Origin of the sequence: Pseudomonas sp. Je.1.5.c, from assembly GCF_051129895.1 — a bacterium.
Taxonomy (GTDB): Bacteria; Pseudomonadota; Gammaproteobacteria; order Pseudomonadales; family Pseudomonadaceae; genus Aquipseudomonas; species Aquipseudomonas urmiensis.
Window position 1 is genome coordinate 38,778 of the sequence record NZ_JBCPSP010000037.1, and the last position, 20,592, is coordinate 59,369.

Annotated in this window: 18 protein-coding genes; 7 read left to right on the forward strand and 11 right to left on the reverse strand. The window is 63.5% G+C overall.

All coding sequences use genetic code 11. The annotated features are described in order from the left end of the window. Positions 1-22 precede the first annotated feature (22 nt). The 3 genes from AAZU54_RS21640 to pmbA all read right to left on the reverse strand — a co-directional run bounded on the left by AAZU54_RS21640 (position 23) and on the right by pmbA (position 3,358). A complete protein-coding gene (locus AAZU54_RS21640; RefSeq protein ID WP_434727659.1) occupies positions 23-1,399 on the reverse strand; it encodes a class II fumarate hydratase in 1,377 nt (458 codons plus the stop codon). Continuing rightward, entirely contained in the window at positions 1,392-1,793 is a 402-nt protein-coding gene (locus AAZU54_RS21645) for a FagA protein (RefSeq protein ID WP_186554029.1), read from the reverse strand. The genes AAZU54_RS21640 and AAZU54_RS21645 overlap by 8 nt, the downstream gene beginning before the upstream one ends. A 218-nt stretch (positions 1,794-2,011) precedes the next feature. After that, on the reverse strand, positions 2,012-3,358 hold the full coding sequence (gene pmbA, locus AAZU54_RS21650; protein WP_186554030.1) for a metalloprotease PmbA: 1,347 nt from the start codon (positions 3,356-3,358) through the stop codon (positions 2,012-2,014). A gap of 108 nt (positions 3,359-3,466) precedes the next feature. Between pmbA and yjgA the strand changes: the two genes are divergently transcribed. Then, positions 3,467-3,988 carry a ribosome biogenesis factor YjgA gene (gene yjgA / locus AAZU54_RS21655; protein ID WP_434727660.1) on the forward strand — a complete coding sequence of 174 codons (522 nt, stop codon included), beginning with the start codon at positions 3,467-3,469 and terminating at the stop codon, positions 3,986-3,988. 36 nt (positions 3,989-4,024) lie between these two features. Here the strand turns inward: yjgA and tldD are convergent, their stop codons facing one another. The 8 genes from tldD to mreB form a co-directional block, all read right to left on the reverse strand. After that, positions 4,025-5,464, reverse strand: coding sequence for a metalloprotease TldD (gene tldD / locus AAZU54_RS21660; protein WP_186554032.1), 1,440 nt, complete (start codon positions 5,462-5,464; stop codon positions 4,025-4,027). Between the two features lie 2 nt (positions 5,465-5,466). Then, complete coding sequence (locus tag AAZU54_RS21665) at positions 5,467-6,318, reverse strand: carbon-nitrogen hydrolase family protein (protein ID WP_434727661.1); 852 nt, start codon at positions 6,316-6,318, stop codon at positions 5,467-5,469. Positions 6,319-6,326: 8 nt separating this feature from the next. Beyond that, the gene (locus AAZU54_RS21670) at positions 6,327-10,148 is read right to left on the reverse strand and encodes a YhdP family protein (protein ID WP_434727662.1); all 3,822 of its coding nucleotides are present in this window, start codon (positions 10,146-10,148) and stop codon (positions 6,327-6,329) included. A gap of 73 nt (positions 10,149-10,221) precedes the next feature. Then, a complete protein-coding gene (gene rng / locus AAZU54_RS21675; protein ID WP_186554035.1) occupies positions 10,222-11,679 on the reverse strand; it encodes a ribonuclease G in 1,458 nt (485 codons plus the stop codon). Between the two features lie 66 nt (positions 11,680-11,745). Continuing rightward, complete coding sequence (locus tag AAZU54_RS21680; RefSeq protein ID WP_186554036.1) at positions 11,746-12,345, reverse strand: Maf family protein; 600 nt, start codon at positions 12,343-12,345, stop codon at positions 11,746-11,748. Between the two features lie 33 nt (positions 12,346-12,378). Then, complete coding sequence (mreD, locus tag AAZU54_RS21685; RefSeq protein ID WP_186554037.1) at positions 12,379-12,867, reverse strand: rod shape-determining protein MreD; 489 nt, start codon at positions 12,865-12,867, stop codon at positions 12,379-12,381. Further along, complete coding sequence (gene mreC, locus AAZU54_RS21690; protein WP_186554294.1) at positions 12,867-13,919, reverse strand: rod shape-determining protein MreC; 1,053 nt, start codon at positions 13,917-13,919, stop codon at positions 12,867-12,869. The genes mreD and mreC overlap by 1 nt, the downstream gene beginning before the upstream one ends. Before the next feature lie 177 nt (positions 13,920-14,096). Beyond that, positions 14,097-15,134: a rod shape-determining protein MreB gene (gene mreB, locus AAZU54_RS21695; RefSeq protein ID WP_003255163.1), complete on the reverse strand. Its 1,038-nt coding sequence runs from the start codon at positions 15,132-15,134 to the stop codon at positions 14,097-14,099. Positions 15,135-15,335: 201 nt separating this feature from the next. On the opposite strand from mreB, the gene gatC reads away from it, so the two are divergent. The 6 genes from gatC (at position 15,336) to AAZU54_RS21725 (ending at position 20,504) form a co-directional block, all read left to right on the forward strand. After that, entirely contained in the window at positions 15,336-15,623 is a 288-nt protein-coding gene (gatC, locus tag AAZU54_RS21700; RefSeq protein ID WP_186554038.1) for an Asp-tRNA(Asn)/Glu-tRNA(Gln) amidotransferase subunit GatC, read from the forward strand. A gap of 15 nt (positions 15,624-15,638) precedes the next feature. Further along, positions 15,639-17,090, forward strand: a complete 1,452-nt coding sequence (gatA, locus tag AAZU54_RS21705) for an Asp-tRNA(Asn)/Glu-tRNA(Gln) amidotransferase subunit GatA (RefSeq protein WP_368973067.1) — start codon at positions 15,639-15,641, stop codon at positions 17,088-17,090. Between the two features lie 11 nt (positions 17,091-17,101). Continuing rightward, positions 17,102-18,547: an Asp-tRNA(Asn)/Glu-tRNA(Gln) amidotransferase subunit GatB gene (gene gatB / locus AAZU54_RS21710; protein WP_186554040.1), complete on the forward strand. Its 1,446-nt coding sequence runs from the start codon at positions 17,102-17,104 to the stop codon at positions 18,545-18,547. A 95-nt stretch (positions 18,548-18,642) separates the two neighbouring features. After that, positions 18,643-19,014 carry a septal ring lytic transglycosylase RlpA family protein gene (locus tag AAZU54_RS21715; RefSeq protein ID WP_186554041.1) on the forward strand — a complete coding sequence of 124 codons (372 nt, stop codon included), beginning with the start codon at positions 18,643-18,645 and terminating at the stop codon, positions 19,012-19,014. Positions 19,015-19,075: 61 nt separating this feature from the next. Beyond that, the gene (locus AAZU54_RS21720; RefSeq protein WP_186554295.1) at positions 19,076-20,119 is read left to right on the forward strand and encodes a calcium/sodium antiporter; all 1,044 of its coding nucleotides are present in this window, start codon (positions 19,076-19,078) and stop codon (positions 20,117-20,119) included. Between the two features lie 10 nt (positions 20,120-20,129). Further along, entirely contained in the window at positions 20,130-20,504 is a 375-nt protein-coding gene (locus tag AAZU54_RS21725) for a carboxymuconolactone decarboxylase family protein (RefSeq protein ID WP_186554042.1), read from the forward strand. Positions 20,505-20,592 lie beyond the last annotated feature (88 nt).

A 20,592-nucleotide genomic window follows, 5' to 3' on the forward strand; every position in this document is an offset into this window, starting at 1 on the left:
CGTGCCTCCAGGGCGACTCTGATCAGATGCCGCCAGCAGTGAGTTTTTCCGGATCGAGCAGCGCTTGGAGCTGATCGCGGGACAGGTCGGTGTGCTCCAGCGCCACATCGATGATCGGTCGACCTTGCTTGTAGGCGGTCTTGGCAATCTCGGCGGCCTTCAGGTAACCGATGATCGGGTTCAGCGCGGTAACCAAGATCGGATTGCGCGACAGCGCTTGCTTGAGCTTGGCGTCGTTGACCTTGAAACTGGCAATGGCCTTGTCGGCCAGCAGGCGGCTGGCGTTGGCCATCAGCTCGATGCTTTCCAACAGGTTGCGGGCGATGACCGGCAGCATCACGTTCAGCTCGAAGTTGCCTGACTGGCCGGCGACGGCGATGGTGGCGTCGTTGCCGATCACTTGCGCGGCGACCATGGCAGTGGCTTCCGGAATCACCGGATTGACCTTGCCCGGCATGATCGAGGAGCCCGGCTGCAGCGCCTCCAACTCGATCTCACCGAGGCCAGCCAGGGGGCCGGAGTTCATCCAGCGCAGGTCGTTGGCGATCTTCATCAGCGCCACGGCAGTGGTCTTGAGCTGGCCAGACAGGGCGACGGCAGTGTCCTGCGAGCCGATCAGTGCGAACAGGTTGTCACCTGGGGTGAATTCAACGTGGGTCAGGCCGCTGAGCTGGCGGGCAAAACCTGCCGCGAACTGCGGGTGGGCGTTGATCCCGGTGCCCACGGCGGTGCCGCCTTGCGCCAGCGCTTGCAGGCTCGGCAGGGTGGCTTCGATATGCGCCTGGGCCGCCTTGACTTGCGCGCCCCAGCCACCAAGCACCTGGCTCATGCGCACCGGCATGGCGTCCATCAGGTGGGTCCGGCCGGTCTTGACGTACTGGTGTACCTCAGCGGCCTTGGCGTCGATCACCTGGACCAGGTGACGCAAGGCTGGCAACAGCTGCTCATGCAGGGCCAGTGCCGCGCTGACGTGGATGGTGGTGGGGATGATGTCGTTGCTGCTCTGCCCGCAGTTGACGTGGTCGTTGGCATTGACCTGCTCGCCCAGCACACGGCTGGCCAAGGTCGCGATCACCTCGTTGGCGTTCATGTTCGAGCTGGTGCCGGAGCCGGTCTGGTAGACGTCGACCGGGAAGTGCTGGATGAAGCCCTCGATCAGCAGTTGCTCGACGGCCTTGACGATGGCCTGGCCTTGCGCCGGGGAGAGCTGCTCCAGCTCGACGTTGGCCTTGGCCGCCGCGGCCTTGGCCAGCAGCAGCGCGCGGATGAACTGAGCCGGCATGCGCTGGCCGCTGATCGGGAAGTTGTCGACCGCGCGCTGGGTTTGGGCGCCGTACAGGGCCTGAACCGGCACCTGCAGCTCACCCATGCTGTCACGCTCGATACGGGTATCACTCATCATCAAATCCTTGCATCAGTTCATCGGGAGAAATCGAAGGTAGCAACACACAATTGGCCAATTGCAGGGCGTAAGGTTGCCACCTGAGGTTTTGCTCGCGGCGGTCGAGGTTGCGCAGGTCGAGCAGTGGTCGCCAGGCCTGGTCCAGGCACTGGCAGCGCCAATGCCATGGCAGCATGCGATCGCAGGCGGTATCGAGCAGCAGGCGGAATGAGGTCAGGGCGACCGTCCATGGCGAGGTCTCGGTGCAGCACACCAGATAGCGACCCTCGGCCAGGTAGTGCTCGATCAAGCGCGGCTCGTCAGGTTCGAGGGCGCAGCGAATACGCCGACTGAGCCAGCGCCAGTTTTCCAGGTAGGGCAACTCGTGGAGGACGGTTTTCATGAACATCATCGCCGGGTGCTTGGATAATGATATTCATTATTAAGTGATAAATAGAATCACTTCAAGTGCAAAGCGACAAACAAAAAACCCGGCGCGATGGCCGGGTTAGGGTCTGATACTCAAGGAAAACGTGGGAGCGGGTTTGCCACCGCGATAGTGAACGCTTTGCTGACGAGGTCGTTTGAGCGGACGCCATCGCGGGGCAAGCCCGCTCCCACGAGCTAAACTCAGCTGCCTGCTACTGTCATGCGCTCGATCAGTACCGAGCCGCTGTGAATGTTGCTGCGCGTTTCGATATCGCTGCCAATCGCTACAATTTGCTGGAACATGTCTTTCATATTGCCGGCGATAGTCACCTCCTGCACCGGGAACTGGATCTCGCCATGTTCGACCCAGAAGCCCGCCGCACCGCGTGAGTAGTCACCGGTGACCATGTTCAGGCCATGCCCCATCAGCTCAGTCACCAACAAGCCACGGCCCATGCGCCGGATCAACGCCGCCTGGTCTTCCTCGCCATGGGTAACGAACAGGTTGTGCACCCCTCCCGAGTTAGCGGTGCTGGGCAAACCCAGCTTGCGCCCGGAGTACGTGCCCAGCAGGTAGGACACCAGCTCGCCGTTTTCGACGAACGGCTTGGCATAGGTCGCCAGGCCATCACCATCGAAGGCAGCACTGCCCAACGCTCGCGGCAGGTGCGGGCGCTCGTCGAGGGTCAGCCAGGAAGGGAACAAGCGCTGGCCAATAGCGCCTTCCAGGAACGACGACTTGCGATACAAGTTGCCGCCGGAAATCGCCCCCAGGAAGCTGCCGAACAAGCCACCGGCAAGCTCTGCCGAGAACAGCACCGGCACTTCACAGGTCGGCACCGGCCGCGCGCCCAGACGACTGGCCGCACGCTGCGCGGCACGCAGGCCGATGCTGCGGGGGTCGGCCAACAGCTCGCCCTGGCGGTTGACGTCGTACCAGTAATCGCGCTGCATCTGCCCGTCGCCTTCGGCGATCATCACGCAACTGAGGCTGTGCCGCGTGGAGGCATAGCCACCGATGAATCCATGGCTGTTGCCATAGACCCGGCAACCCTGGTGGGTATTGAGGGTGGTGCCATCGGCGTTCTTGATCCGCGCATCGGCCTCGAACGCAGCCGCTTCACAGGCCAGGGCCTTTTCAATGGCTTGCTCCGGATCGATGTCCCAGTCGTGGTACAGATCAAGCTCGGGGATATCCCGGGCCATCAGCGCGGCATCGGCCAAACCTGCGCACTCGTCCTCAGAGGTGTGCTTGGCAATCGCCAAGGCCGCTGCAACCGTTTCGCGAATCGCCTCCGGGCCACTCGCCGAGGTGCTGGCCGAGCCCTTGCGCTGGCCAACATAGAGGGTGATGCCAAAGCCTTGGTCACGGTTGAACTCGACCGTTTCCACTTCGCGCTGGCGCACCGTGGTGGACAACCCCTGCTCCAGCGACACCGCGACCTCGCAAGCGCTGGCGCCTTGGCGACGCGCCTCGGCAACGATCGCTTCGACTTGCTCCTGCAATGCCGGCAGGTCCTTGGGGCCTATGCTCTGGACTGCACTCATGGTCTTCTCCACTCAAATTCTGCTTACGGCGAGGGTCATTCTACGACCGGGCCGGACAAGCGGCCCCCGACTGGTTATCATGGCGGCGTTTTCCAGCGGACTGCCACCATGGTTGATTCATACGACGACGCCTTCGACGGCGAAAAAAGCAAAACCCAGATCAAGCGCGAGCTGCATGCGCTGGTCGAACTGGGCGAGCGCCTGACCACGCTCAAGCCCGATACCCTGGCTCTACTGCCCCTGACCGATGGCCTGCGCAAAGCGCTGGCCGAATCGAGCAAGCACACCGCGTACGGCGCCCGCAAACGTCACATGTCGTTTGTCGGCAAGCTGATGCGCGACCAGGACCTTGACGCGATCCTCGCCCTGCTCGATCAGATCGACAGTTCGACCCGCCAGTACAACGAGCGTTTCCATGGCCTGGAGCGCTGGCGTGATCGCTTGGTCGACGGCACTGACGAAGACCTGGAGCGTTTCATCAACGAGTACCCCGAGGCCGACCGTCAGCACCTGCGTTCGCTGATCCGTCATGCCCAGCACGAAAAGGCCCGGAACAAACCACCGGCCGCTGCGCGCAAGGTGTTCAAATACATCCGCGAGCTCGACGAAACCCAGCGCGGCCTGCGCTGAGTAACGTCATTTGGGGCTGCAGCGCAGCCCCAGAAATCACCCGCCGGTTCCGCCAACGGTAATCGCATCCAGTTTCAGCGTCGGCTGCCCAACGCCTACCGGCACCGACTGGCCATCCTTGCCACAGGTCCCGACACCACTGTCCAGGGCCAGGTCATTGCCGACCATCGATACCCGGCTCATCGCCTCCGGACCATTGCCAATCAACGTCGCACCTTTGACGGGCGCGGTGATTTTGCCGTCTTCGATCAAGTACGCCTCGCTGGTGGAGAAGACGAACTTGCCGCTGGTGATATCGACCTGACCGCCGCCCAGGTTGGCGCAGTAGATGCCCTTCTTGACCGAAGCGATGATCTCCGCCGGATCACTCTCGCCCGCACGCATGTAGGTGTTGGTCATGCGCGGCATCGGCAGGTGGGCGTAGGACTCACGCCGGCCATTACCGGTGACGGCCATGCCCATCAGGCGTGCGTTGAGCTTGTCCTGCATATAGCCTTTGAGGATGCCGTTCTCGATCAGCGTGGTGCACTCGGTCGGCGTGCCTTCGTCGTCGACGCTGAGCGAGCCACGGCGATCTTGCAGAGTGCCGTCATCGACGATGGTGCACAGGCTGGAGGCGACCTTCTGGCCAATCTTGCCGCTGTAGGCCGAGCTGCCCTTGCGGTTGAAGTCACCTTCCAGGCCATGCCCTACGGCTTCGTGCAGCAGCACCCCGGACCAGCCCGGCCCCAGCACCACAGGCAAGGTGCCTGCTGGCGCAGGCTGCGCTTCGAGGTTGACCAGCGCCTGACGCAAGGCCTCGCGGGCATACCCCATGACTCGCTCGTCGGTGAAGAAGCGGTAGTCGGTACGACCGCCACCGCCCTGCCCGCCGCGCTCGCGACGGCCATTCTGCTCGACGATCACGCTGACATTGAAGCGCACCAATGGGCGCACGTCGGCGGCCAGGCTGCCGTCAGCGGCGGCGACCAGGATGCGTTCCCAGACCCCAGCCATGCTCACGCTGACCTGTTGGATACGTGGATCGAGCGCACGCGTGGCGACATCGACGCGCTTGAGCAGCTCGACTTTCTCCGCCCGGCTGAGCACATCCAGCGGGTTGTTCGGCGCATACAAAGCAGCGACGTCCTGGCTGCGGAAAGCCTGTACCGTGCCGTTCTGGCCGGCGCGGGAGATCGAGCGGGCGGCACGGGCGGCCGAAGTCAGCGCTTCGAGGTTGATCGCGTTGCTGTAGGCGAAGCCGGTCTTCTCACCGGACAGGGCACGCACGCCCACGCCTTGGTCAAGGTTGAAGCTGCCTTCCTTGACGATACCGTCTTCAAGGGCCCAGGTTTCCGAGATCTGCCCTTGGAAGTACAGGTCGGCGGCATCGATGCCTGGCCCGGCCAGCTCGCCCAGCACTGATTGCAGGCTGTCGAGGGTCAGACCGCCCGGCGCCAGCAGATGATCGCTGACAGTGGTTAACATCTCGCTCATAGTCACTCCGAGGTGTGCGCAGGCCGCAAGGCGTCCTGCGAGAAAAAGCGCCGGTGCTTGATCACCGGCATCCGCACCCGTATGGACGCTTGTTCATCGCTGTCACGTTCTGCCAGCAGGACGGCTTCGCCGCTCGCCTGCTGCGCAACGATTCGCCCCCAGGGGTCGACAATCGCCGCATGACCGTGGGTTTCCCGGGGTCCGGGATGCGTGCCACCTTGCGCCGCAGCGAGCAGGTAGCACTGGGTTTCGATCGCCCGCGCGCGAATCAGCACCTCCCAGTGCGCCGCACCGGTCACGGCGGTAAAAGCCGCCGGCGCGGTAATCAGCTCCGCTCCGGCTGCACGCAAGGCACTGTACAGCTCGGGAAACCGCAGGTCGTAGCACACCGACAGGCCCACGCGTCCCACCGGCGTATCGGCAACCACCACTTGGCTGCCGTGGGCATAGTCATCGGACTCGCGATAGCGGCCGCGGTTGTCCGCAACATCGACATCGAACAGGTGCAGCTTGTCATAGCGAGCGGCCACCTCCCCGTGCTCGTCGATCAGCAGCGAGCAGGCATGCGACTTGGCCTCAGGCTGGCCGACCGGCGGCAACGGCAAAGTACCGGCGACAATCCATAACTTGAGGTCACGGGCGGTGCGTTTCAACCAGGGCAGGATCGGCCCTTGCCCGAATGCCTCGGCGCGACCGATGGCTGCGGCGTCACGGCGACCCATGGCGGCGAAGTTCTCCGGCAACACGGCCAGCCGTGCCCCGCCCTCAGCGGCTTGTTCGAGCAGGGCCTGGGCACGCTGCAGGTTGGCCAAAATGTCATCCTGGCTGACCATCTGAATCACCGCTGACTTCATCCCAGCTCCTAGCGCGACTTTTCGAAAGGTTTCACAAAGGTGATTTTAGGCTCTTTCCATGGCCCCTCGACGCGATAATGCACGCTGGCAAACCGCGCTACCCGATCACCGATCAACCGATCGACCAGGAACAGTGCGCCACCGATGGCCGGCGCCCCGACAATCAGCGCTGCCAGTGGCAGGTTATTGGTCACCGGCAGGGTCACTCGCAAGTTAGCGTTGACCCGGTCGCGGACCATGTCCAGGGTGCCATCGAGCTCGAAGTTGCTCGACGGCCCGGTAACAGTGATCGGCTCACGGGTCACGTAGACCCCCTCGCTGCCCACCAGCAGGCCTTTGACCCGATCATAGGCCAAGCCCTTGTCAAACAGGTCGGAAAAGTCCAGGCGCAGGCGCCGGCCGATCGAGTTGAAGTTCAACAAGCCAAATACCCGCAAGGCCTGGGCACTGCCCTCGACTTCGACGAACTGACCGGTGCGCAGCGCGGCATCGAGGCTGCCGGAGTAGCTTTTCAGCCCCACTGCAGCCGGCGAGCCAGGCCAGCGCCCGTCGACATCCAGGCGAAAATCTCGGCTGGTGACCGTTGGCGCAAAGCCAAAGCCCTTGAGCACATCAGCCAGGTTCTTGCCGTCCAACCGGCCCTTGTACCAACTGCCGGTAGCACCTGGATCGCCTTCCCAGCCGCCGCTGCCATCGATGTGCAGGCCTTTGATTTCGATGTCGATATCATCGAAAGAAACGCCGCGCGGGGTGGGGCGCAACTTCAACGCCCAGTTGCCGAACAGATCGTCGCCGCGGTACAGCTTGTCAATGGTCAGGTCCAGCGCGGGCACCTTGCGCGGGTCGAACGTGGCCAGCGGATCGGGGCCATCCTCGCTCTGGGTTTCGGCAGGATCGGCAGGCGGCAGACGCAAAGTCTGCAACTTGACCACCATCGGTTGCGCCTTGGCGTCGGGGATGCGTGCGTTGCCCATCACTTCGCGGCTGTCCAGGCGCAGGTCCCAGGCATTGGCAGCGCGGGCCAGGCGCACCACGGCCTGGTTCAAGTCCATGCCGAAGGCCTTGAGCTTACCGATGCTCAGGTCAACCCCTTGCAGATTCTGCCGGGCACTGCCGCCAGGGTCTTGTCCGGCGAAGCGTTGCGCCTGCTGCTGCCAGGGCTCCAGGTCCAACGTTTCCAGCCGGCCGCGCACGCGCAGGCCCTGACCAGAAGGCACTTGCGCCTCGCCCGTGCCCAGTAGCAACTCACCGCGGCCCTGATCCAGCTTGTCGCCAGGCGCGGCATAGGCAAAGCGGGCAAGATCGCTGTAAGCGGCATCGAATCGTCGTTCGGCGCCCTGCAGGGTCATGCTGAAGCGGCTATCGCGCGTCTGCTGGGCCGTCTTGCCAAACGGCGCCGGCAAATCGATGGCCAGCCCCTTGAGTGACGAATTGATGCTCAGGCGATTGTCCCGGCTGCCCAGGCTCAACTGCAGCTGATAAGGCAGCTCACCACTGGCTGGCAAGGTCTGCTTGAATTGCAGCCAGTCGGTCAGGGCCTTGAGCGCCACCTGGCCGGAGGCATTGATCCGGGTCTGCATCTGGCCAGGCTGACCTTCGGCGCTGATTTGCGCGCTGACCGGCTTGCCGAAGGCCTGCAAGGTGATGTCCTTGCCGCTCAGGCCTTTGTCGAGGTCGAAGCTGAAATCGCCTTTGAGCTTGTTCAATTCCAGGGTTGGCGGGGCGACTTTCAAGCGCGCATCAGCGGTGGTGAAATCCACCCGCACTTTCGGCCGTTCGCCGCGTGCCAAGGGAATATCCAGTTTGACCTTGCCCTTGAGCGGCCCTTCGCCTTCCCAGCCCGCAAAGATCTCGCCAGTGCCGATCGGTGCTTGCTGGAGGATCTTCAGGCCGTCGCCCAGGCCGCCATCGAAGTCGCCATCCAGATACAGATGACTGTGCTGGCCTTCTTCGACATGAGGAATATCGACGCTGACATCGCTGACTTGGGTATCGAGCAGCTGGCCGCGCTGGGCCTTGATGCGCACGCCGCTGTCTTCGATCAGCACATCACCGGCAACGTGCTGCACCTGCGGCCAGCCAGGCTGGAAGTCCAGCGCTGCATCGCGCACCTTGAAGAACAGGCTGATGCTGCGCGCCTCAGGCGTCGCGCCGTGGTTCAGCGAACCTTGATACTGGAAATAACCCTCATCGACCGTGCCTTTGACGATGGCGCTGCGCAGCCATTCATCGAGTGCCGGGCTGAGCACTTCAGGCAGGTACTTGGCGGTATAGCGCCCGTCGCCTTCGGTCAAGCCGACACGCAGGTCCATGTAGTCTTCGCGCCCGTCTTCGAACAGCAGGCGGATGAGGAAGTCGCCAGCGATCTTGCCCTCCTCGCCCAGCACCTTGAGATAAGGCGCGATCAAGGTGAAGCCTTGTTTGTCCAGGCGCCAGTTCAGCTGGGCGTTGGCCTTCTGGTAATGCCAGGGTTTGGCGAAGATCGGGTACAGGTGCAGCATGAAGGCATCGGTATCCAGGCGCAGTTCGCCGTGTCCCAGGTCGCCGGCGATGCTGCCACTGACATTACCGGCCGCAGGCGCGCCGTGATAGGCATCGAAACCGACTCGCTCCAGGTTGGCGGCAAACTGCAAGCGCTGATCACCTTCGGCCTTGGGGCGGATATCCAGGTGCACATTGCGCAAGGCACCTGTCACGTTCAGGCCATCGACTACCGCCATGACTTTTTCCGGCAGCGGTGCCAGGGCATTGATCAGCGGCGTCAGCGGGGTCAAGTTGAGGCGGTCGGCCTGAACGGTCCAGGTTTCATCGGCAGGCGTCTGGCCCAATTGCTGGCGTGCTTGCAGGTGCGTTTCCCAGCGGGTCTTGCCGATGCTCGCCGCCAGCGAGTCGAGCACGACTGCATAGCCCTCTTTATCGCGCTGGACCCACGCCGAAAGCGCCAGGTCTTCCAGGCTTACCGCTTTGCGCTGGCCATAGCCGCCGCGTAACTGCGGGGCATTGAGGCGAACCACCGCCTGCTGCAATTGGCCTTTGCGCCAGTCGATCCACAGTTCACCGCCGGCCTTGAGGACATTGGCCTGCCACTGGCCGAGCAAGCGCGGCGGCAACCAGCGCGCCCAATCGCTCTGCGGCAAGCTCAGGTAACCTTGCAACGAACCCTCACGCCACGTACTGGCGCTGGCGCGACTGCGCAAATTGACTGCCAGCGGCTGGCCGTCCGGCAAGGTGGCACGCAGGTCGACGGCCTGGCGCGAGGCGCCGGCCTGCAGACCAAGGCTCACGTAGGTGAGGGTCAGCGGGTCGCGCTGCCAGGGGTGCAGGGTCACCTGGCTGTCGAACACATCGATACGGCCCAGTTGCTGCAAGAGTTGCAGCGCTTGCGCAGGATCGAGCGGGCTATCGTCTTTTTTCGGCAGGCCTTCGAGCACCCAGGCGCCTTGCTCGTCCTCGCGCAGAATCAGTTGCAGGCCGCCCAGTTGAATACGTGCCAGGCGTATTTCGCGGGCCTTGAGGCTGGCCCACAGATCAGGCACCACCCGCACATCGTCCAGACGCAGGGCGTCAGCGCCCTCGCCCAATTGCAGATCACGCACGCGCAACACCGGTGCCAGGCCGCTCCAGCGCCCTTCCAGCGCACCTACGTGCACAGGCAAGCCCAAGGCCTGCTCGGCCTTGCTCTCTACATCAGCGCGGTATTCGGCTACCAGCGGTACCAGTTGCCGACCGAGGCTGACATACAGCGCCACCAGCACCGCCAACAGGGCGCACAGGCCCAGCCCCCAGCGGGTCAAGGCGCTCAGAACGCGGGTCAGACGTCCCATGGCCATGGCCCTCCAAGTCGTGCCTTAACTATGGCCCCAAGCCTGGTTTTCGCCAGCTGGCGAAGGGTTTCAGAACGCGTCAGAGGAGCACCACATCGTATTGTTCCTGGGAGTACATGGACTCGACCTGGAAGCGAATGGTTCGACCGATGAAGGCTTCAAGCTCGGCGACATTGCCCGATTCTTCATCGAGCAGGCGGTCGACCACCTTCTGATTGGCCAGCACTCGATAGCCCTCGGCCTGGTAGGCGCGCGCCTCCCGGAGGATCTCGCGGAAGATCTCGTAGCAGATGGTTTCAGGGGTTTTCAGCTTGCCGCGCCCCTGGCAGCCGGCGCATGGCTCGCACAGGACCTGCTCAAGGCTTTCACGGGTGCGCTTGCGGGTCATCTGCACCAGGCCCAACTCGGTGATGCCGATGATGTTGGTCTTGGCGTGATCACGTTCAAGCTGCTTTTCCAGGGTGCGCAGGACCTGGCGCTGATGCTCTTCGTCTTCCATGTCGATGAAGTCGATGATGATGATCCCGCCGATATTGCGCAGGCGCAGTTGCCGGGCAATGGCGGTGGCCGCCTCCAGGTTGGTCTTGAAGATGGTTTCCTCAAGGTTGCGATGACCGACGAAGGCGCCGGTATTGACGTCGATGGTAGTCATCGCCTCGGCCGGATCGACCACCAGGTAGCCACCGGATTTGAGCGGTACCTTGCGCTCCAGGGCACGCTGGATCTCGTCCTCGACGCCGTACAGGTCGAAGATCGGTCGCTCGCCAGGATAATGCTCCAGACGATCTGCGATCTCAGGCATCAGCTCGCCGACGAACTGGGTAGTCTTCTGGAAGGTTTCCCGCGAGTCGATGCGGATTTTCTCGATCTTGTGGTTGACCAGGTCGCGCAGGGTCCGCAGGGCCAGGCCGAGATCTTCGTAGATGACAGTCGGCGCGCCGCAGGTCTGGATCTGGCTGCCGATCTGCTCCCACAGGCGGCGCAGGTAGCGGATGTCCTGGAGGATGTCTTCCTGGCGCGCGCCTTCGGCGGCGGTGCGCAGGATGAAGCCACCGGCGTCCTTGATGTTCTCCTGCTCGACGCAGTTGCTGACCACCTGCTTGAGCCGCTCGCGCTCGGCTTCGTCTTCGATCTTCAGGGAAATCCCGACATGGCTGCTACGCGGCATGTACACCAGGTAGCGCGAGGGGATCGACAGCTGGGTGGTCAGGCGAGCGCCCTTGGTGCCGATGGGGTCCTTGGTCACCTGCACCACCAAGGCTTGGCCCTCATGCACCAGCGCCGTGATGGTTTCCACCGCCGAGCCTTCGCGCTGGGAGATCTCCGAGGCATGGATGAACGCCGCGCGCTCCAGGCCAATGTCGACGAAGGCCGCCTGCATGCCCGGCAACACCCGCACCACCTTGCCCTTGTAGATGTTGCCGACAATGCCGCGGCGCTGGGTGCGCTCGACATGCACCTCTTGCAGGACACCGTTTTCCACCACTGCCACGCGCGATTCCATCGGGGTGATGTTGATCAGGATCTCTTCACTCATGGCAGGCTCTCGTCAAAGGTCTTGGATAATGATGGATCGCTGACCGATCCCTGGCTAGCGAAGCGTTCAATCCTCTGGCTGAGCCGCCGGCAGTTGCCAGCAGGCAATGGCGAATTGACCGAGCAGATCGGCGGTTTCGCTCAGGGGCAAGCCAACCACTGCCGAGTAGCTACCGACCAGGCCGGTGACGAACACCGCGCCCAGCCCCTGGATGGCGTAGCCACCGGCTTTGTCCAGCGGTTCGCCGCTGGCCCAGTAGCGGGCCGCTTCGTCGCTACTGATCGGGCGAAAGCGCACAGTGCTGCTGACACACACGCTCAAGCAACGCTGGCCATCGTTCAGCGCTAGCGCAGTGAGCACTTGATGCTCACGGCCCGCAAGGTCGGCGAGCATGGCCATGGCATGTTCACGGCTCTCAGGCTTGCCCAGGATGCGCCCATCGAGCACCACTGCTGTATCTGCACCGAGCACTACCGCCGGGCCTGACACCTGGCCAAGACCTGCGGCGGCCTTGGCTTGCGCCAAGCGCTCGACATAGGCCGGAGCAGTTTCATCAGGCAACGGGGTTTCATCGATGGGGGCACTGATCGTGGTGAACGGCACGCCGATCTGGGTCAGCAGTTCACGACGGCGCGGCGAGCCGGAGGCTAGGTACAGCGGGGTCATGGGACAGCTCCCTGTCAGTCGCGGCGTTGCCGGTCAGTGGATGTGCAAGCGGCGGCGAATATCGCGCAAGGCAAAGCTGATCCACGGCCAGAGCAAGGCACTGATCACCGCTGACCAGACCAGCGCCAGGGTTGGCAGGCGATTGCCGGTGAGCGCGCTCAACCACAGCTGGATCAGCTGGGCGATGCCGAAGATCACCAGGATCACCAGGCTTTGTTGCCACATGGGGAACATACGCAGGCGCTGTTGCAGCGACAGCACCAGGAAGGTGATCAGGGTCAGGATCAATGCGTTCTGCCCCAACAGCGTGCCATACAGCACGTCCTCGGCCAGGCCGAGGATGAACGCGGTGGTCATGCCGACCTTGTTCGGCACTGCCAGCGCCCAGAACGACACCAGCATGGCCAGCCACATCGGGCGGAAGACTTCCATGAACTGCGGCATCGGCGAAACGCTGAGCAGCAAGCCAATGACGAAGGTCAGCCAGATGAACCAACCGTTCTTACTGCGCGAACTGGCCATCAATGCCTCCCAGGTTGGCTCGGCGCCACAGGCGCCGCTGCCGGATTGACGGGGGCTGCGCCCTGGGTAGCAGGTGCGGCCGGGGTGGCCGGCGCGGCACCTGTCGGCGCAGCGGGGGCCGGGGCGGCGGGCGCCGTGGACGGGCTACCGCTCAGCGGAGCCGGTGCCACACCTTTACGGTCGGCTTCCTCCTGGGCAATCGCCGCCTCGGTGGCACGCTCTTCCGGTGTGCGCCGGTCACTGAACACCAGCAGCATGTAGCGGCTGCGGTTCAGCGCGGCGGTAGGGATGGCGCGGACAATGGCAAACGGCTGGCCGGAGTCGTGGATCACTTCGTTGACCGTGGCCACCGGGTAGCCTGCCGGGAAGCGCTGGCCCATGCCCGAGCTCACCAGCAGGTCGCCTTCCTTGATGTCGGCGGTATCGGCGACATGCCGCAGTTCCAGGCGCTCCGGGTTGCCGGTGCCACTGGCGATGGCGCGCAGACCGTTGCGGTTGACCTGCACCGGAATGCTATGGGTGGTGTCGGTCAGCAGCAGGACCCGCGAGGTGTACGGCATCAACTCGACCACCTGGCCCATCAGGCCACGGGCATCGAGCACCGGCTGGCCGAGGAACACGCCGTCGCGCTCGCCCTTGTTGATCAGGATGCGGTGGGTGAAGGGGTTGGGGTCGACACCGATCAGCTCGGCGACCTCGACCTTCTCGTTGACCAGTGCCGAAGAATTGAGCAGTTCACGCAAGCGCACGTTCTGCTCGGTCAGCGCGGCCAGCTTCTGCAGCCGCCCTTGCAGCAGCAGGGCCTCGGTCTTGAGCTTCTCGTTCTCGGCGGCCAGCTCGGTGCGGCTGCCAAACTGGCTGGCCACACCTTGCCACACGCGCTGCGGCAGGTCGGTCAGCCAATAGGATTCCATCAGCACCAGCCCCATCTGGCTGCGTACCGGTTTGAGCAAGGCAAAGCGCGAGTCGACCACCATCAGCGCGACCGACAGGACCACCAGCACCAGCAGGCGAACGCCCAGCGAAGGGCCCTTGGAGAAAAGCGGTTTAATGGGCCGTTCCTCGTGGACGACGATTCAGGAGGTCATTGGACATGGAGCAATGCACCGGCCTGCTGCGGGTTGACGGAAACAGCGCCCAACGGACGCCAGCCCAGCGCATACAGGTAGCACTGCACGTGCCACCTGTAAACCGGGCGATCATTACCGAACGTTGGACTACGCCGTGGATCACTCGCTCGAGAGCAGGTCCATGGCGTGTTTGTCCATCATTTCCAACGCACGACCGCCGCCACGGGCGACGCAGGTCAGTGGGTCTTCGGCGACGATCACCGGCAGGCCGGTTTCCTGGGCCAGCAGCTTGTCCAGGTCGCGCAGCAGGGCGCCACCACCGGTCAGCACCAGGCCGCGCTCGGCGATGTCCGAGGCCAGCTCAGGCGGCGACTGCTCAAGGGCGCTCTTGACCGCCTGAACGATGGTCGCCAGCGACTCTTGCAGGGCTTCGAGCACTTCGTTGGAGTTGAGGGTGAAGGCGCGTGGCACGCCCTCGGCCAGGTTACGGCCGCGTACGTCGACTTCACGCACTTCGCCACCTGGGTAGGCGGTGCCGATTTCCTGCTTGATGCGCTCGGCGGTGGATTCGCCGATCAGGCTGCCGTAGTTACGGCGCACGTAGGTCACGATCGCTTCGTCGAAGCGGTCGCCGCCAACGCGAACGGACTCGGCATAGACCACGCCATTGAGCGAGATCAGGGCGATTTCAGTGGTACCACCACCGATATCGACGACCATCGAACCACGCGCCTCTTCGACCGGCAGGCCGGCACCGATAGCGGCAGCCATTGGCTCTTCGATCAGGAACACTTCACGTGCACCGGCGCCGAGGGCCGACTCACGGATGGCACGGCGCTCGACCTGGGTCGATTTGCACGGCACGCAGATCAGCACACGTGGGCTGGGCTGCAGGAAGCTGTTTTCGTGGACCTTGTTGATGAAGTACTGCAACATTTTTTCACAAACGCTGAAGTCTGCGATCACGCCGTCCTTCATCGGACGAATGGCAGCAATGTTGCCAGGCGTACGGCCCAGCATGCGTTTGGCTTCGGTACCGACGGCGACGACGCTTTTCTGGTTGCCGTGGGTACGGATGGCAACAACCGAGGGCTCATTCAGGACGATACCGCGCTCACGCACGTAAATAAGGGTGTTGGCAGTACCCAGGTCGATGGAAAGATCGCTGGAAAACATGCCACGCAGTTTCTTGAACATGGGAAAGTGACCCTGGGGAAAGCGTGGGTAAAAAAGTGCGGCAAACTCTAACAATGGCAGGGATTTTGGGCAAGGAGCCAATATGTTAAATTGGCAGTTTTTCCGAGCAAGCCTGCAGATGATCGCGGCCCTTTGACCGCCAAAATGCTGGCATGTTCCTCATCGCGGACCTAATCCGTTTTGTTTCCCTGGAGATCCCCAATGGCGCTTCAACGCTCCGACGTGGAAAAGATCGCCCATCTGGCCCGACTGGGCCTGAATGAAGGCGAACTGCCACGCATCACCGATGCCTTGAACAGTATTCTCGGGCTGGTCGACCAGATGCAAGCCGTCGACACCAGCGGTATCGAGCCTCTGGCCCACCCCCTGGAGGCCAGCCAACGCCTGCGCCCCGACCAGGTCACTGAAAGCAATCAGCGCGATAGCTATCAGGCCATCGCCCCGTCGACCGAAAACGGTCTGTACCTGGTTCCGAAAGTCATCGAGTAAGGGATAGCACCTGCCATGCATCAATTGACCCTGGCCGAGATCGCCCGCGGACTCGCCGACAAGTCGTTTTCCTCCGAAGAGCTAACCGGCGCCCTGCTGGCGCGGATCAAGCAACTCGACCCACAACTGAACAGCTTCATCAGCGTCACCCAAGACCTGGCCCTGGGCCAGGCGCGTGCCGCCGACGCCCGCCGCGCCGCGGGTGAAGCCGGTGCGCTGCTGGGCGCGCCAATCGCCCACAAGGACCTGTTCTGCACCAACGGCGTACGCACCAGCTGCGGCTCGAAGATGCTCGACAACTTCAAGGCGCCGTATGACGCCACCGTGGTCGCCAAGCTGGCCGAAGCCGGCATGGTCACCCTGGGCAAGACCAACATGGACGAGTTCGCCATGGGTTCGGCCAACGAATCCAGCCACTATGGCCCGGTGAAAAACCCGTGGAACCTCGAGCACGTGCCTGGCGGCTCGTCGGGTGGCTCCGCCGCTGCCGTGGCCGCACGCCTGCTGCCGGTAACCACCGGCACCGACACCGGCGGCTCGATCCGCCAGCCGGCGGCGCTGACCAACCTCACCGGCCTCAAGCCGACCTACGGCCGCGTCTCGCGCTGGGGCATGATCGCCTACGCCTCGAGCCTCGACCAGGGTGGCCCACTGGCGCGCACCGCCGAAGACTGCGCACTGCTGCTGCAAGGTATGGCGGGCTTCGACGCCAAGGACTCGACCAGCATCGATGAGCCGGTGCCGGACTACAGCGCCAACCTCAATGCGCCGCTCGAAGGCCTGCGCATCGGCCTGCCGAAAGAATATTTCGGTGCCGGCCTCGACCCACGCATCGCCGACCTGGTCCTGGCCAGCGTCAAGGAGCTGGAAAAGCTCGGCGCAGTGGTCAAGGAAATCAGCCTGCCGAACATGCAGCACGCAATCCCCGCGTACTACGTGATCGCCCCGGCGGAAGCCTCCTCCAACCTGTCGCGCTTCGACGGCGTACGCTTCGGCTACCGTTGTGAAGACCCGAAGGACCTCACCGACCTGTACAAGCGCTCGCGTGGCGAAGGCTTCGGCACCGAGGTGCAACGGCGGATCATGGTCGGCACCTACGCGCTGTCGGCCGGTTACTATGATGCCTACTACTTGAAGGCGCAGAAGATCCGCCGCCTGATCAAGAACGACTTCATGACGGCTTTCGAGCAGGTCGACCTCATCCTTGGCCCAACCACGCCGAACCCGGCCTGGAAGCTTGGCGCCAAGAGCAGCGACCCGGTCGCCGCCTACCTGGAAGACGTCTACACCATCACCGCCAACCTGGCGGGCCTGCCGGGCCTGTCGATGCCAGCGGGCTTCGTCGAAGGCCTGCCAGTGGGCGTGCAGCTGCTGGCGCCGTATTTCCAGGAAGGCCGCCTGCTCAACGTCGCGCACCGCTACCAGCAAGTCACCGACTGGCACACCCGCGCCCCCAACGGCTTCTGAGGAATTCACACATGCAATGGGAAGTTGTGATCGGGCTGGAGATTCATACCCAGCTCGCCACCCAGTCGAAGATTTTCTCCGGCAGCGCCACCACCTTCGGTTCCGAGCCGAACACCCAGGCCAGCCTGGTCGACCTGGGCATGCCTGGCGTACTGCCGGTGCTCAACCAGGAAGCCGTGCGCATGGCCTGCATGTTCGGCCTGGCCATCGATGCCGAAATCGGCCAGCGCAACGTCTTCGCGCGCAAGAACTACTTCTACCCTGACCTGCCCAAGGGCTATCAGATCAGCCAGATGGAGCTGCCGATCGTCGGCAAGGGCCACCTGGACATCGCCCTGGAAGACGGCACCATCAAGCGCGTCGGCATCACCCGTGCGCACCTTGAAGAAGACGCTGGCAAGAGCCTGCACGAAGACTTCAACGGCGCTACCGGGATCGACCTGAACCGCGCCGGCACGCCGCTGCTGGAGATCGTCTCCGAGCCGGACATGCGCAGCGCCAAGGAAGCCGTGGCCTACGTCAAGGCGATCCACGCGCTAGTTCGTTACCTCGGCATCTGCGACGGCAACATGGCCGAAGGCTCGCTGCGTTGCGACTGCAACGTCTCGATCCGACCCAAAGGCCAGGCCGAGTTCGGCACCCGCTGCGAGATCAAGAACGTCAACTCGTTCCGCTTCATCGAGCGCGCGATCAACAGCGAGATCCAGCGTCAGATCGACCTGATCGAAGACGGTGGCAAGGTTGTCCAGGAAACCCGCCTGTACGACCCGAACAAAGACGAAACCCGCTCCATGCGCAGCAAGGAAGAAGCTAACGACTACCGTTACTTCCCCGATCCTGACCTGCTGCCGGTGGTCATCGAGAACAGCTTCCTCGAAACCGTCCGCGCCGGCCTGCCGGAGCTGCCGCCACAAAAGGTCGAGCGCTTCCAGAGCCAGTACGGCCTGTCGGCCTACGACGCCAACGTGCTGGCCTCCAGCCGTGAACAAGCGGACTACTTCGAGCAAGTGGTGAAGATTGGTGGCGACGCCAAGCTTGCCGCCAACTGGGTCATGGTCGAGCTGGGCAGCCTGCTGAACAAGCTGGGCGTGGAGATCGACCAGGCGCCGGTCAGCGCCGAACAGCTCGGTGGCATGTTGCTGCGCATTCGTGACAACACCATCAGCGGCAAGATCGCCAAGACCGTGTTCGAGGCCATGGCGGCCGGTGAAGGCGATGCTGACAGCATCATCGAGAGCAAAGGCCTCAAGCAGGTCACCGACACCGGCGCGATCGACAAGATGCTCGACGAAGTGCTGGCGGCCAACGCCGAGCAGGTCGAACAGTACCGCGCGGCCGACGAGGCCAAGCGCGGCAAGATGTTCGGCTTCTTTGTCGGCCAGGCGATGAAAGCCTCCAAAGGCAAGGCCAACCCGGGGCAAGTGAACCAATTGCTCAAGGCTAAGCTCGAAGGGTAAGCCCAATCACGGGGCAAGCCGGCTCCCACCTGAGCTCTACGCTCATGCGGGAGCGGGCTTGCCCCGCGATGACTCACTCAGGAGCACCACCCAGAATGCGGCGTAGCCTCAGCGCCCTGGCGCTTTTCTCCCTGCTGGCCGGCTGTGCCAGCCACGATATCGACCCTCGCGGATACGACACCAGCGGCACCGCCTCCTATTACGGCTCACGCCACCACGGCAAACGCACCGCCAGCGGCGAACCGTTCAACCAACATGGCCTGACCGCAGCCCACCGCAGCCTGCCCTTCGGTAGCCGGGTACTGGTCACCAACCTGGCCAACCAGCGCAGCGTCGTGGTACGCATCAACGACCGCGGCCCACACACCCGCGGCCGACTGATCGACCTCTCCCGCGCCGCCGCAGAAAAAATCGGCATGATCCGTAGCGGAACCGCGCGAGTCCGGGTACAAGGTCTGAGCGACTGATCCGACTGGAGCCCTGACCATTTTCGACCTGGCCACCCTTCCCACTTTCAGCCTCCTGCAACTGGGCTTCGGCTTGCTATTGCTGGTGCTCGGCGCCGAACTGCTGGTGCGCGCCGCCCTGCGCCTGGCGAGCCGCCTGCACGTGCGACCACTGATCATCGGCCTGAGCCTGGTGGCGTTCGGCAGCACCGCACCGCAACTGACCGTGAGCCTGCAGGCGGCCTACCAGGGCGCGCCGGATGTGGCGGTCGGCAGCGTGATCGGCAGCAACATCTTCAACGTGCTGGTGATCCTTGGCCTCGCCGCGCTGATCATCCCTCTGCGCGTCTCGCGCCAGTTGGTGCGGCTGGATATCCCGCTGATGGTTGCCGCCAGCGCCTTGGTCTACCTCTTGGCAGCCAACGGTCAATTGGGGAGGCTGGAGGGGCTGCTGTTAGTGATTGGCCTGGTCGGCTATCTGGCGATGCTCTGGCATCAGTCCCGCCATTATGCCCGCACCTATCCCGCACCCGGTCCACTGCCAAGCAGTTCTGGGCGCTTCTGGACCGGCGCCGTGCTGCAGATTCTGCTCGGCCTGGGGCTGTTGAGTGTGGCTGGCCACCTGCTGCTGGAGGCTGCCGTCGAAGTCGCGACCGACCTGGGGCTGTCGGAGCGGATCATTGGCCTGACCGTGGTCGCCGTCTGCACCTCACTGCCGGAGCTTGCTGCCGCACTGATCGCCGCCCTGCGCGGCGAGCGCGAGATCGCCGTAGGTACGGTGATCGGCAGCAACCTGTTCAACCTGTTGGCGGTGCTGGGCGTCACTGCCCTGGTCACTCCTGCCCCACTGTCGATATCGCCCAACGCGCTGGACTTCGACTTGCCGGTGATGCTCGGCGTTGCCGCCTTGAGCCTGCCGGTGTTCTATTCAGGCTACCGCGTCACCCGCGCCGAAGGGCTGGTGTTCCTCTGCCTATACCTGGCCTACGGCCTGCATGTGGTGACCTTCACCACCGGCATGCCGCTGGCCGGGCGCCTGGAAAACCTCATGCTGTTCTATGTCCTGCCAGTGCTTGGGGTGATTCTGCTGTACACCACCCTGCGTGCCTGGCGCCGCCAACACTAAGGAAAACAACATGGCCGATGCAGCAAAGACTGGCGAGCAGGTGCGCCGCCAAGTAATGGGCGACGCGTTCGTCGACCGCGCACTGAACAACGCCACCGATTTCACCCAGCCCCTGCAGGATTTCGTCAATGAACATGCCTGGGGCAGTGTCTGGTCGCGTGACGGTTTGCCGCTGAAGACCCGCAGCCTGATCACCCTGGCGGCCCTGACTGCGCTGAAGTGCCCGCAAGAGCTCAAGGGGCATGTGCGCGGGGCGCTGAACAATGGCTGTACGATGGAAGAGATTCGCGAGGCGCTGCTGCATTGCGCCGTGTATGCGGGGGTGCCGGCGGCGATTGATGCCTTCCGCGCTGCGCAGGAAGTGATCGACAGCTACGAAGGTTAAGGTGTCAGGGCCGGCCCTATCGCGGGGCAAGCCCGCTCCCACGCAACTTCTATGGGTTCACACAGATTGCGTGGGAGCGGGCTTGCCC